This is a genomic window from Myroides sp. ZB35, assembly GCF_001865835.1.
In the GTDB taxonomy this organism is placed as follows: domain Bacteria; phylum Bacteroidota; class Bacteroidia; order Flavobacteriales; family Flavobacteriaceae; genus Flavobacterium; species Flavobacterium odoratimimum.
The window spans coordinates 3,793,706-3,806,628 of sequence record NZ_CP017769.1 but is presented as its reverse complement, the minus strand read 5'-3'; the positions used below and the strand labels follow the sequence as shown (position 1 = coordinate 3,806,628).

The following is a 12,923-nucleotide window of genomic DNA, read 5'->3' as shown; positions in this document are numbered from 1 at the left end:
TTATACTTTTTATGAGCGTTATTTTATGCGTCTTATAGCTTAGCAAAAATAGTGTTTTTGTTAAAATAAAACAGATAAAAACGTTGTGTTACAGTGGTGTAGTGTTAAAAAAGACGGCATAGCACAAAGTTGAAAGTTAAAACAAGAGATGTTATTAATAATAGAATTATCTTTAAGGATTCTAAAAAACAAGCATTAATTATATGAAAATAGCCATCGTATGCTATCCAACCTTTGGGGGTAGTGGTGTAGTAGCCACAGAATTAGGGTTGGAATTAGCGAAAAGAAATCACGAAGTGCATTTTATTACTTATAGCCAACCAGTGCGTTTAGCCTTGCTAAATCCTAATATATTTTATCACGAAGTAAATGTTCCTGAGTATCCATTATTCCATTATCAGCCTTATGAACTTGCCTTGTCAAGTAAATTAGTGGATATGGTGAAGCTATTCAAGATCGATGTACTACATGTACACTATGCTATTCCTCATGCTTATGCAGGGTATATGGCGAAGCAGATGTTGAAAGAACAAGGGATTAATCTACCGATGATTACAACACTACATGGTACAGATATTACTTTAGTAGGAAATCACCCGAACTATAAGACTGCAGTGAGCTTTAGCATCAATAATTCTGATTATGTGACTTCTGTATCTCAATCTTTAAAAGAATCTACTCACTGCCTGTTTGGTACTGAAAAGGAGATTCATGTCATTCCTAACTTTATAGAGGTGAAAGAATTAGACTGTGAAGATACACCGTGTAAGCGTAGTGCTATGGCGGGTAAAGATGAGGTGATCGTAACGCATATCAGTAACTTCAGAAAGGTGAAACGCATCGAAGATGTAGTCTCTATCTTTTATGGAATCCAAAAAGAAAGACCTGCTAAACTGATGTTAGTAGGGGATGGACCTGAGAAAGAACGCGCAGAACGCCAAGCATTAGAATTGGGAATCTATGATAAGATTATCTTCTTCGGTAATAGTAATGAGATAGAGCATATCTTATCTTATTCTGATCTATTCTTATTGCCATCAGAGACAGAGAGCTTCGGTCTAGCAGCCTTAGAAGCAATGGCGATGGGAGTACCTGTTATCTCTAGTAATACGGGAGGTCTTCCTGAGGTGAATGAGCATGGTGTATCAGGATATCTTAGTAATGTAGGAGATGTAGAGGATATGGTAGCGAATGCATTGAAGATCGTAAAAGATCAAGATACGCTATGTGGTTTTAAAGAACGCGCAAGAGAAGTAGCGAAGAAATTCAGTATAGATAAGGTCGTACCTCTATACGAAGATATTTATCGTGCTGCGATAGAGAAGAAGTAAGAATACTTTAAATAGAAAAGGGAGTCAAGTGATTGACTCCCTTTTATTTGCTGTGTATTTTGGTATCATCTTCTTTATCAGTAAACCAAAGTACAAATACCTCTATTTAGCATAGATAACCATACTAGGGTTATATTCTTTTGTATTATATAAAGTTAACCTTTGTGCAGTATTATTGATAGGGTAAAAGAACTGTATATCTGCTACTAAAAGCTCAAATTTTTCATCCGTATCAATACAATTACACAACCAGTCAGTTTCGTTTACAATAGAATCATGTATCGAAAATTCTATATTTAGCTCTCTAAGTGGTCCTTCTTTGGATAAGTCGTTGTCAGGGTGTATCGCAAAGGCTCTAATGCGCAGGAGTGCATCTGTACAACCTTTTGGGAAGACCACTTGTTCTTTTGGAATAAAAGAAGGTACCTGTACTTGCAGTACTTCTTTGTCTGTGTGTTGTACAATAATTCTTTCGAGGAAAGTGTCTTTAAACAGAGCTTTTCTATTGAACTCAAAACCTTCGAGTGCTTTACAATTGACCGAAAAAATCGACCTTTGTTTAAAATCAATCTTATCCTCCTGGTGCATGATACTCATGAGGTGCCCTAAAAATCGAGAATGCATATAGCTCTCATGTCTTTTGTTTAAATGAATCTCGATTACCTGTCGAATAAAGGAAGAGTTATGAGATACACTTCGCATTAATTTTGCATTGTGGTTTTTTGATTTGTCTTGTTTTGAACGATTAGGCCTTGTTTGCAATATCTGCTTGCCTCTGTGTTCTTTTCCATAAATAGGTCCTATTATACCTACTAGGAGTTTTTTGGAATTAATTCTAGCCATAATGTTGTTGGTTTTAATAGTTGATAATAAGTGTTTTATATCAAAAATCGAGCCGAATGTTCAGCATCTGATGGTAGAATTATAGCATAGTGATCGCATTCTTTTATAGCTTAATTATGTGACCACTATGCGATAAGTATCCGATAGGTATGCAATCAGTGCCATTAAAAAGTAATGCTTATCTATTTGTTTAAAAATGCATCTGTATAAAAAAGGGTTATTCTAATCATGAGAATAACCCTTTTTAGGATATATAAATAACTAAGCTTCTTTTTTAGTGCTAAATATAGTAGAGCCTACACTCGCAGTGATCACACAGGCTATAGAGATCCACTGTGTCAAGGTGAGGTGCTCTTTTAAGAATAGAAGACCTGACATGGCTGCAAAGGCAGGCTGTAAACTAGTAAGGATACTGAATGTCTTAGCGGGTAACTTCTTTAGTGCAACTAAATCTAGAGAGAATGGTAAGGCACTAGATAGAATAGCTACTAATGCTCCAAGTCCTAGACTACTCCAGGTCAACTTCTCTAGTCCTCCCATAAATAAGGCTACAGGGACTACGATAAACGTGGCGAATACAAGACCTACTGATACTGCATGGTTTGTATTCATCTCTTTAGAGACTTTACTTCCCATCACGATATAACACGCCCAAAACACACCTGCTGTAGCGGCTAATCCTAGTCCTATAATATCTACATTGTTAGTCTGCCATGGAACGATCAATAAGATTCCTGCACAAGCAAATAAAGCCCATACGATATCTAATACTTTTCGAGATAAGAATAGCGCTAGAAATAAAGGCCCTATAAACTCTATCGTTACTCCTAGTCCTAATGGGATGCGCTGTATAGCGAGATAGAAGATCATATTCATCAGGGCAATAGAACCTCCAAATAGCCCACAGTACAACCATTCTTTTTTAGAGAACTTCGAAATCTTCGGACGATTAATAATATTAAGGAATATAGCTGATATGCCTATTCTCAAAGCGGTCGTTCCGGTAGCTCCAACTACAGGAAATAATTGCTTGGCTACAGATGCTCCCCCTTGTACACACATCATAGAGGTCAGGGCAGCAGCAACTGAAGATGCTGTAGTGTTTTTTTTCATTTATAATGGTTAGGTAGTAGAGGCTTGTATGATGTAGTATATCTAGGTTAGTAGGTATAATACTTCATATAGCGAACTTGTCTTAAGGTTAATCTCCAAAGCTATGATAATTTCTAAAACTATCAAATAGAAGAACAAGTACTTATTTGAATGGAGTTAATAAGGAACAATACTCACCTATTGAAAGGAGTAGATAGGGATAGAATTACATAAGGTGATTTTCGATATAAAATATTTTTATTGGGTGAATATGAGCTTTTTTTGAGTGAATGAATATTTGAATTTTCTCACTCAAAAAAAATGGGGTTTGGCACTTTATTGTTATGATACATAGTGTGTTATAATTAACTTAGATTTAAAATTAGAGCTATGGCAAGATATAAAGCTACGGTGATACGCACGTATAATAATGAGCAAGTTTACCTCGAAAAAGGGATGAGTGTTGATTTTGTGTCATTTGCACATCCTTGGTTAGACAATGGCAAGGTGGTACAAGAGGCGTTTAGACGAGTATATGGTATTGATTTCTCTAAAGGCGGCGGTTGTAGCCCTGCCTTTATAGAAGTGGTGGAGGTTTAGTGTAAAGGAGAATGATAACTTATTTAGATAAAAGATGAAAAATAGAATATATTTAAAACGACTCCCACTTAGCGATATTTCGTAGCAAGGAAGCTGGTTTTAGAGAGTAATAAGTAGATGTTTTAGAGCAAAAAATACTTTAAAATTTGGTAGTTCAATATATAATTGTTTTCTTTGGCCTCGGTAATAGATTAAAAAAGAGCTCTTTTGAGCTGTATTTGATTGGTTATGAGAGGGAGATAGGAGCAGGGAACCAAAAAAATGAAATTACCATTCTTAAGTTAGAATAATTAATTCATCTACTAAATTAATATCACAGTTAAAGCCTATCCTTATAAAGGATGGGCTTTTCTTTTTATACATGAGATTTGAAATGTTAATTTATAGGATTAGAATAAACGAAAGAGGGAGGCTTATATTGGCTTTTTATAGGTTGATAGATTGCTGAAATGATATTCTTATAAAGGAATGATAATAATTACAGTTGTTTTATTGTGTAAATAATTCTCAATGTGTGAACTTTGTGATGTTTTAACTAAAAATAGTTTAACATGAATTTGAATTGAATTATTTTTAGCGACTATAAATGTCACTTGAATTAATATACCATACAAAATACGTGAATAGAAATACTAAAATTCAGACACTTTCCACTTCCACCATTTTAGGGGAAGATACCTGGGATATAACTTTGTTCAAACATATTGAGAAAGGTAGAAATGATTTGTTGTCCCCACACAAGCATGATTTCTACTTTATCTTCTTCGTTGAAAAAGGAGGAGGATACCACGATATTGATTTTGAAAGAGTAGACGTAGTAGATTACCAAGTGTTTTTCTTGAGACCCCAGCAAGTGCACTATTGGTTATTGGAGAATCATACTGTTGGATTTCAACTGATGTTCTCACCTACTATCTTACAATCTCTGAATACGACTTATAGTCCTTTAGCTTATTTTCAATTAGGAGCACCGAATCAGATGTTGCTAACGAAGGAGAGCTTTGAGAAGTATAAGGCAGATTTAGAGGAGTTAGAAGGACGATTAGCTAAGAATCAGATTATTGACCGAGAGATCGCTCTATTGTCGTTTCATTTATTGCTAAAACACTTACACAAGGATTATGTAGACTATCATGAGGGAGTGAATCCTCATAGTATAGATAAGAACATACTCCAGTTCGAAGAGTTGTTAGAAGTACACTTTAAAGAACAAAGTAGTGTGGCATTCTATGCTGAGCAATTAAAGATCACTCCGAATTATTTAAATATTCTTTGTAAAAAGGTATTGGGAACTAATGCGGGATCATTAATTCAGAATAGACTATTGCTAGAAGCAAAGAGGTTATTGACTACAACGAATATTTCGATTAAAGAGATTGCCTTTTCGTTGTCTTTTAATGATACGAGCTATTTTAATAATTTCTTCAAAAAACAATTGGGAGTAACACCTGGTGAGTTTAGATCGAGTTATAAAAATTCCAATAATCTATAAAAATATTACAACTTCCTTCCTATCAGTACTTCTATCTTTGTATTAGTAGTTATAAGTAACGAACTTAACCTATTAAAAACCAAGAGATATGAAAATGAGAAGAAGAATAGCTATATTACTTTTTATTGGCTTTATCGGAGGTGCGGCTATGGCTTGTAACTCGTCAGATGAAAGTTCAACCCATTCAAATGAAGTAGTAGATATGAAGGAAGTATCATTATTTACCGCGATTAAGAATAATAACCTTACTGCTGTGAAACAGCTTCTTGAAAGTAAGGTAGATATAGAACAGCGCAACGAAAAAGGAGAGACTCCTCTGATGTATGCTGTATATCAAAATCGCAATGCTATCGCAAAGATTTTAATGCAAGCAGGGGCAAATGTCAATGCCCAAGACAAGGTTCTTAATAGCCCTTTCTTATATGCAGGAGCAGAAGGTAATTTAGAAATAGTGCAAGAGGCGTTAAAATACGGTGCAGACTTTACTGTGTTTAACCGTTATAATGGTAGTGCGCTTATACCTGCGGCAGAAAAAGGTCATTTAGAAGTAGTAAAATTACTGGTTAACTATCCCAATTATCCTATCGATCATGTTAATAGACTAGGTTGGACAGCGCTTATGGAAGCGATAGTCCTTAGCAATGGCGGTGCTGTACATACTAGTATCGTAGATGAATTAATTAAGGGTGGTGTGAATGTGAATATTCCTGACGCTGATGGAATAACTCCATTACAACATGCTCAAAAGAGAAATTATACAGGAATGGTGAAGTTGTTAAAAGCAGCTGGTGCTAAATAAACTGTATATTCGATAGGTGTATAACAATAATAGGAAACAACAACATGATAAATAGAAAGCAATTTCTAGGATTAACAGCGGCGGCAGCTGGTGGATTATTTATTCCATCAGTAGGCTCGTCAGCGAAAGCAAGTACTGAAAGAAGTTCTGTTAAGGCAAATGTGTTCATTCTGCGCAATGTATTATTAGAAACTGGCTTTGAGTATAATGATAGAGGGGAAGTGTGGCGTACTAAGACAGCCTTATTTGATATACGCATTGCCAATGGAGTTATTGTTTCTATTGATAAGGTAGGAATGTCCGATACATCAGGTATTATCAGTGTTGATATGGATGGATTATTGATGTTGCCAGGATTTAGAGATATGCATATTCATATCGATAAAACGTTCTATGGAGAGCGCTGGTATGGTGATCCTAAACCTGGTCGATCTGTTAAAGATATGATCGATCTGGAAAGAAGAATATTACCTAATCTATTAGTTAAGTCAGTAGAAAAAGCGGAGATGGCAATAGACTTAATGAATAGTCAAGGAACTTATTTTGCAAGGTGTCAGACTAATATAGACCCGACTAGTGGACTGAAGAGCTTAGAGAATCTAAAAATAGCATTAGAGAATAAAAAAGAGGTGATGGGGAGTGAGATAGTTGCTTTTCCTCAGCATGGTATTTTATATTCTGATAGTGAGGCTCTGCTAAGAGAATCGGCTCAACTAGGGGTGGATTATATTGGTGGGCTTGATCCGACTACCGTAGATGGGAGTATGGAGAAGTCTTTAGATATCATGATTCAAATCGCTTTAGATTATGACAAAGGAATAGATATCCATCTTCATGAGGGAGCTAAAACAGGTATTCCTGCTATCCAATATATTTTAAAACAAGTAGAAGCTAATAAAGCGTTACAAGGACGTACTTATATCAGTCATGGCTTCGCTCTAGGGCAGTCAGATGCTAAAGAATTAGAGGAGTTATGTATACAGATGAGTGCTAATGGAGTAGGGGTGATCTCTACTGTGCCACTAGGGCGCTCTATGATGCCTATACCAACATTCTATAAGCATAAGGTAAGTGTGATGACGGGTACAGATAGTATTATAGATCACTGGCAACCATTTGGGAACTGCGATATGTTAGAAAAAGCAAAGCACTGTGCCGAACTTTATGGGTGGACAGATGAATTAAGACTGAGCCGTGCTTTACAAATAGCAACTAAAGATCAGGTGCTACCACTGAATGAAGCAGGAGATCGCCAATGGCCAAAAGTAGGAGATTCAGCAGACCTTGTTTTCGTGAAGGCTAGTTGTTCTGCGGAGGCAGTGGCTCGTACTCCAGAGAGAGAAGCTACTTTCTATAAAGGAAAGAGAGTGTACTCAAGAAAAACTGTTTAGTAGTCTAAACAACAAGAATGTTTTTTCATACCCAATTTTATATTTTTTTTTAAACGCCAAAGACATTGCATTTATAGAGACCTGATATGGAAAGCCCAAAAATAACAGAAGGGAATAGTATTTTCTAAAGTTTACTCCTAAAGGTTGATATACTTGTATAAGCGTAAATGTTTTTGGAAGTACCCCCATTAGAGACTTGTCATTAGATGAGTCTCTAATTTTTTAGTGATGAGCATAAAAAAAGGAACAGTCACAGAACTGCTCCTTTTAAAGTACATTAATATATTTACGTTATATTATTTCTTGTAAACACTTTCTTTTTTGAAGTGAACAGTCAATAAGTAATAAACTACAGCTCTGTATTTATTTCTATTTGATTGACCATATTTATCCATAACAGCTTGGATACCTTTATCTAACTCTGGTCCATCTTTAAGACCTAACTTTTTAATTAAAAAGTTGTTTTTAACTGTAGCTAACTCAGACTCTGAAGAACCAGCAACGGTAGAAGAATCTTGGTTATAAATAGATGGTCCACATCCAATAGTTACAGCAGTTAATAAATCCATATTAGCTGTTACACCACACTTATCTTTTAAATCAGCAGCGTACTTTTGAATTAATTCGTCTCTTTTACTCATAATTTTCTTTTTTATTGAGTACAAGATACATAAAATTTCAATACGCAAGCATTAATCGCTGTTAAAATTACATATTGCGAAAATAGTTGCTCAGTACAGTATTATTAACCTCAGTAGGAGTGAATACTTCTAGAATAGCAGGACCGTTATTATCTTCAAAAAACAATTGACATTGCTGTTCTAATTCTTCTTTGTTAGTCGCTGTTTGATATTTAAAATTATACATCTTTGCCAAGTGCTCAGCTGTGTGATGATGGCTTGTCTCAAAGTAAGTATTAAATACAGGTGTTTCTTTATGTCCTGGCAAGATTCTGAAAATACCACCACCACCATTGTTTAACAATAGTATTTTAAAGTCTTTAGGAATATAGTTATTCCACAGTCCATTACTATCATAAAGAAAACCGATATCTCCTGTGATTAATAAGGTAGGCTTTTGGGTAGCTACAGCAGCCCCTATAGCCGTAGAAGTACTTCCATCTATTCCGCTAGTACCTCTGTTACAATAAACAGGGTTAGAAGTGTCTATTTTGATTAATTGAGCATAGCGTATTGCTGAGCTATTACTGATTTGCAATTGGGTTCCTTTTGGCAATTGAGCAAATAAGGTTTCGAATACACTTAAATCACTAAACGGTATTGTCTTTAAATATGCCTCATGCTTAGCTAGTCTAGCTGTGACAATGCTCTGCATCCAAGTGTAATAGTTAGATGTAGTATAGTGTTCTACGTTTTCTTTAATGGTTTGGAAGAAGTTCTCAGGCGTATCTAATACTGCTTTGTTAAGCGCATTATAAGTATCATAATGTCTTAGCGTATCAATATGCCAATGTTGATTAGGTTTATACTTACGCAAGAATGCTTTGATTCTCTTACTGATCACCATTCCTCCAAAAGTAATCAAAAGATCAGGCTGAAAAGCTAAGAAATCTTCTTCAGAGAATGTGGTAATGATGCGATCGATATGTTCTACGCAGTGAGGGTGGTGCAGGTTAGAGGTAGTCTCTGTCATGATAATAACAGAAGGGTCATTCGCTAACCAATTTATGATCTCCTGACTTAGTGCATCAGGTGTATTAACACCTACAAGGATCAACTTCTTAGTTGCCTCTTTATAACTATCTATATATTGATCAAACTCTTTGAATTGGAGAGGTAGCGTCTCTAGGTTGATGATAGTAGGAGTAACTGTAAGTTCCTCTACAGTATTGTATAGCGGCTCTTCAAAAGGAGCATTGATATGTACAGGGCCTTTTTGGGCTATCGCTGTATTAATGGCATTGTTAATTAGAATATCATTTTCATTACTCGCCTCTTCTGTTAGATTGGCATTGTATACGATATGGTTCTCATATACATTGCGCTGTCTGATGGTCTGACCATCTCCTATATCAATCTTAGAGGTAGGTCTATCTGCAGAGATAATAACCATCGGTATCTGACTATAGAAGGCTTCTGCTACAGCTGGATAATAGTTAAGAAGAGCTGATCCAGACGTACAGACTAAGGCAATAGGGAACGCTGTCTGTTGGGCAATTCCCATACCGAAGAAGGCTGCACAGCGCTCATCTGCGAGACTGTAACACGTAAAAAAAGGATCACTAGCAAAGCCTATTGTTAATGGGGCATTGCGTGATCCTGGTGATATGATTATATGTTGAATATTCTTTGCTTTACAAATTTCAATAATACTTTGCGCTAGTTCTATTTGTGGATAGTTCATAATTTAAAAGTAAAACCCAAAGATACGAACAAACCCATTGTATTAAACCTCAAATCCGCAGAAAACATTTAATCGCTAATTGAAGCTATGTAAAGTAGAATTAATTCACAGTAAATGGTAGCTGAGGATTTAAGGTTAAATATGTAAAGTGACTTATTTTGCCTTAACCCAAGCTTTGATTTCTGGGGCATCTGGTAGTGTTCTAGGGTTGATTACTTTCACTAAATGACCAGTTTCGTCTATTAAGTACTTTTGGAAATTCCACTGTACTTCACTGTCTTCTAATCCATTCTTAGACTTTTTAGTTAAGAACTCATATATCGGTGCAATATCATCTCCTTTTACAGATATCTTATTCATCATTGGGAATGATACACCATAATTCTGCTCACAGAAAGTAGCGATTTCTTCATTGCTACCTGGTTCTTGAGATCCAAAGTTGTTCGCAGGGAAACCAACGATTACAAAGTTGTCTCCTCCGAATTCGTTATACATATTCTGAAGTTGTTTATACTGAGGTGTAAGACCGCATTCAGAAGCAGTGTTCACAATCATGATTTTCTTTCCTTTTAAGGAAGCGAAGTCAAACTCTTCTCCATAAAGGTCAGTAACCTTAAATTGGTAAATTGTTTTTTTGTCTTTTGGGGTTTGTGTCATAATGCTTTTATTGGTATTAATATTAGTATGGTGTGTGTTTGCAAAAATGGGTGTAATGGCTAAGATAGCCGCCATAACGAATAACTTTTTCATAATGATGTGAGTTTTATTGAGGTGAAATTACAAAACTGTTTTTAATTCCCTACTTGTTTTAACGCTTAATTTGTTTTCTTTAGTATTTTAAACGCATCACATAGAGGTCTAAACCTTTTGCCCAATAATCTTCTTGAGTTTCTATCACTTCAAAATTGTGTTTTTCAAAAAAACGGTACACCACCTGAGAGGTACGCACTTGTATTGTTTTGATTCTATGATCAGGCTTTAGGAGGTTTAATCTGTGTTTTAAGAGTAGAGAACCTGCACCTTTTCGATGATAATCAGGATGTAAGAATCCCCAACTCAATGAAGCAAATTCCTTCTCGAAGTTTCTGTTAATACCTGCAGCACCTATAATCTTGTCATTGTCTAAGGCTACATAGTAGAGGTCTAGATACTGATCTAGGTATAGCGCTAGGTCATCTACTTCTTCTTGCGCAAAATAAGTAGGGACATTGAGCTGAAGGATATCGAGTAAGATTTGCTTGTCTTCTTTCTGATAAGGTCTGATTGTTATACTCATTAATTTAGTAATTAGCTGTTATAAAAGTGTAATTGGTGTGATTAATTTAAATCCAATAGGGATTAATAGGCTAAAAGTAATAAAAACTTAAAATATGGAGTATAAAAACTGCTTATTATAAGTATAAACTACTAACTTTGATAGTTTGCCAATATTGCAATTATTAAAGCCCAAAAACATATTTTATGAAATCAGTAGTCATTCAAGGAATCAAAGGATCTTTCCACCATGAAGCAGTTGGGAAGTTCTTTGGTTCAGAAGAAGTAGAGATAGTGGATAGTCCTACTTTTAATTCGTTAGTAAAACAGTTAGTCAATAAAGAAGTAGATTATGGCATGATGGCGATAGAGAACTCTATTGCAGGATCTATATTACCTAATTACTCGTTGTTAACTAAGAATGACTTGTATATTTGGGGAGAGATTGCTCTTCCTATTAGACATAATTTACTAGCCTTAAAAGGACAGGCATTAGCGGATATCACAGAGGTGCGTACACACCCTATGGCCTTATTACAATGCGAGAACTTCTTAGATCAATATACAGATTGGAAGCGTCTAGCGATGGATGATACGGCTACATGCGCTAGAAATATCCAAGAGAAACAGTATAAAGGCGTTGCATCTATCGGATCTACATTAGCCGCAGAGATGTATGATCTAGAGATCTTAGCAGAGAATATCCATGACGTGTATGATAACTATACACGATTTTTCTTGTTAAGTAGAGAGCCTAAGAAAGTAGAAGGGTTTAATAAAGCTTCACTATATTTTTATACAGATCACCAAAAAGGAAGTCTAAATAGAGTATTAGAGATACTAGCTTCTCATGATTTAAACTTGAGTAAGATACAGTCTGTGCCTCTGTCAGGAAGTGTGTTCCAGTACTCATTCCACGCAGGTGTTGTCTTAGTCAATGAAGATTATGACAAGTATTATAAGGCGATGGAAGAAGTAACTAAGGCTACTCGATACTTAAAGGTATTAGGAGAGTATAAACAAGATAAATTAGTGATACCAGACCACCAATAGCTACAACTTTAGTAGTATAAGTAAAAAAGCGTGAATGAGATTATTCACGCTTTTTCTTTACTGCTTAGAAACTAATAACAATCCTGCTCCGATAGGGAGGATGACTTTCTTAAACTTATTCTCATCTATTCCATTGATAAACTCTTCTACTTCTGCTTCATGTGAGATTACATTATCGACTACCAATAAGCTAGACTCAGTCTGATCTAATAGACGTTCTAGATTTTTCCAATATCCTGTATAATAACTTCTCTCTGCATCTAATAAGATAAGATCAAAATCAAGACTAGTGTCTGCTAGATATTGTCCTGCGTCATAGGTTAGCAATTCTACATAAGACTGTAGGTTAAATTGTTTTAGGTTTTCAAATGCCTTATTTGTACGTTCTCTTTCGATATCTATAGAGATAATTTCTCCTTGATGGTGAGATACAGCTTCGGCTAACCATATTGTTGAAAACCCATTAGAAGTACCTAGTTCCAGTATTCTCTTAGCTTGTTTTGTTTTGACTAATAGCGAAAGGAACTCTGCAGACTCAGGTTCTATATTGCGCCATTTATCTAATCGGTCTGTTTTTTGAGCATCTTCTTTTTTAAAAGTGTCATAAAGAGCTAAGAATGCTTTTTTTAATTCAATATTCATACTGAAGGGATTTTTATCTGATTTTGAACAACTAATTTACAGAATATACGTTAGTATAGTAA

The 12,923-nt window shown here is 35.4% G+C and carries 13 protein-coding genes; 6 read left to right on the top strand and 7 right to left on the bottom strand.

Annotated elements, in window-relative coordinates:
* Positions 1–203: 203 nt before the first annotated feature.
* The gene (gene bshA / locus BK054_RS16855) at positions 204–1,331 is read left to right on the top strand and encodes an N-acetyl-alpha-D-glucosaminyl L-malate synthase BshA (protein ID WP_006258317.1); all 1,128 of its coding nucleotides are present in this window, start codon (positions 204–206) and stop codon (positions 1,329–1,331) included.
* Between the two features lie 102 nt (positions 1,332–1,433).
* Here the strand turns inward: bshA and BK054_RS16850 are convergent, their stop codons facing one another.
* Together BK054_RS16850 and BK054_RS16845 are read right to left on the bottom strand one after the other, a co-directional pair.
* On the bottom strand, positions 1,434–2,174 hold the full coding sequence (locus tag BK054_RS16850; RefSeq protein ID WP_006265692.1) for a hypothetical protein: 741 nt from the start codon (positions 2,172–2,174) through the stop codon (positions 1,434–1,436).
* A 261-nt stretch (positions 2,175–2,435) separates the two neighbouring features.
* A complete protein-coding gene (locus BK054_RS16845; protein WP_006258314.1) occupies positions 2,436–3,287 on the bottom strand; it encodes an EamA family transporter in 852 nt (283 codons plus the stop codon).
* Between the two features lie 369 nt (positions 3,288–3,656).
* On the opposite strand from BK054_RS16845, the gene BK054_RS16840 reads away from it, so the two are divergent.
* From BK054_RS16840 to BK054_RS16825, 4 genes are all read left to right on the top strand, one after another.
* Positions 3,657–3,866 carry a DUF6140 family protein gene (locus tag BK054_RS16840; RefSeq protein ID WP_006258313.1) on the top strand — a complete coding sequence of 70 codons (210 nt, stop codon included), beginning with the start codon at positions 3,657–3,659 and terminating at the stop codon, positions 3,864–3,866.
* Positions 3,867–4,557: 691 nt separating this feature from the next.
* Positions 4,558–5,358: a helix-turn-helix domain-containing protein gene (locus tag BK054_RS16835; protein ID WP_225581811.1), complete on the top strand. Its 801-nt coding sequence runs from the start codon at positions 4,558–4,560 to the stop codon at positions 5,356–5,358.
* Positions 5,359–5,446: 88 nt separating this feature from the next.
* A complete protein-coding gene (locus BK054_RS16830) occupies positions 5,447–6,157 on the top strand; it encodes an ankyrin repeat domain-containing protein (protein WP_006261588.1) in 711 nt (236 codons plus the stop codon).
* Positions 6,158–6,201: 44 nt separating this feature from the next.
* Positions 6,202–7,548: an amidohydrolase gene (locus tag BK054_RS16825; protein ID WP_006258307.1), complete on the top strand. Its 1,347-nt coding sequence runs from the start codon at positions 6,202–6,204 to the stop codon at positions 7,546–7,548.
* Positions 7,549–7,844: 296 nt separating this feature from the next.
* Here BK054_RS16825 and BK054_RS16820 read toward each other — a convergent pair whose 3' ends face one another.
* From BK054_RS16820 to BK054_RS16805, 4 genes are all read right to left on the bottom strand, one after another.
* Entirely contained in the window at positions 7,845–8,189 is a 345-nt protein-coding gene (locus BK054_RS16820; protein ID WP_006258306.1) for a DUF2853 family protein, read from the bottom strand.
* A 67-nt stretch (positions 8,190–8,256) separates the two neighbouring features.
* Positions 8,257–9,912, bottom strand: a complete 1,656-nt coding sequence (menD, locus tag BK054_RS16815; RefSeq protein WP_006265691.1) for a 2-succinyl-5-enolpyruvyl-6-hydroxy-3-cyclohexene-1-carboxylic-acid synthase — start codon at positions 9,910–9,912, stop codon at positions 8,257–8,259.
* Positions 9,913–10,065: 153 nt separating this feature from the next.
* On the bottom strand, positions 10,066–10,662 hold the full coding sequence (locus BK054_RS16810; RefSeq protein WP_006264075.1) for a glutathione peroxidase: 597 nt from the start codon (positions 10,660–10,662) through the stop codon (positions 10,066–10,068).
* 79 nt (positions 10,663–10,741) lie between these two features.
* Positions 10,742–11,188 carry a GNAT family N-acetyltransferase gene (locus BK054_RS16805; protein WP_006265690.1) on the bottom strand — a complete coding sequence of 149 codons (447 nt, stop codon included), beginning with the start codon at positions 11,186–11,188 and terminating at the stop codon, positions 10,742–10,744.
* A 185-nt stretch (positions 11,189–11,373) separates the two neighbouring features.
* Here BK054_RS16805 and BK054_RS16800 point away from each other — a divergent pair, with 185 nt between their 5' ends.
* Positions 11,374–12,219 (top strand): prephenate dehydratase, encoded by an 846-nt coding sequence (locus BK054_RS16800; RefSeq protein WP_071307583.1) that lies wholly within the window; start codon positions 11,374–11,376, stop codon positions 12,217–12,219.
* Between the two features lie 57 nt (positions 12,220–12,276).
* On the opposite strand, the gene BK054_RS16795 is transcribed toward BK054_RS16800, so the two are convergent.
* Positions 12,277–12,861, bottom strand: coding sequence for an O-methyltransferase (locus BK054_RS16795; protein ID WP_006265689.1), 585 nt, complete (start codon positions 12,859–12,861; stop codon positions 12,277–12,279).
* Positions 12,862–12,923 lie beyond the last annotated feature (62 nt).

Bases quoted from the DNA above. Each gene is read 5' to 3' on its own strand.
- BK054_RS16845 (WP_006258314.1), bottom strand. From the start codon at position 3,287: ATGAAAAAAAACACTACAGCATCTTCAGTTGCTGCTGCCCTGACCTCT.
- BK054_RS16820 (WP_006258306.1), bottom strand. From the start codon at position 8,189: ATGAGTAAAAGAGACGAATTAATTCAAAAGTACGCTGCTGATTTAAAA.
- BK054_RS16800 (WP_071307583.1), top strand. From the start codon at position 11,374: ATGAAATCAGTAGTCATTCAAGGAATCAAAGGATCTTTCCACCATGAA.
- BK054_RS16805 (WP_006265690.1), bottom strand. From the start codon at position 11,188: ATGAGTATAACAATCAGACCTTATCAGAAAGAAGACAAGCAAATCTTA.
- bshA (WP_006258317.1), top strand. From the start codon at position 204: ATGAAAATAGCCATCGTATGCTATCCAACCTTTGGGGGTAGTGGTGTA.
- BK054_RS16840 (WP_006258313.1), top strand. From the start codon at position 3,657: ATGGCAAGATATAAAGCTACGGTGATACGCACGTATAATAATGAGCAA.
- BK054_RS16830 (WP_006261588.1), top strand. From the start codon at position 5,447: ATGAAAATGAGAAGAAGAATAGCTATATTACTTTTTATTGGCTTTATC.
- BK054_RS16810 (WP_006264075.1), bottom strand. From the start codon at position 10,662: ATGAAAAAGTTATTCGTTATGGCGGCTATCTTAGCCATTACACCCATT.
- BK054_RS16825 (WP_006258307.1), top strand. From the start codon at position 6,202: ATGATAAATAGAAAGCAATTTCTAGGATTAACAGCGGCGGCAGCTGGT.
- menD (WP_006265691.1), bottom strand. From the start codon at position 9,912: ATGAACTATCCACAAATAGAACTAGCGCAAAGTATTATTGAAATTTGT.
- BK054_RS16795 (WP_006265689.1), bottom strand. From the start codon at position 12,861: ATGAATATTGAATTAAAAAAAGCATTCTTAGCTCTTTATGACACTTTT.
- BK054_RS16850 (WP_006265692.1), bottom strand. From the start codon at position 2,174: ATGGCTAGAATTAATTCCAAAAAACTCCTAGTAGGTATAATAGGACCT.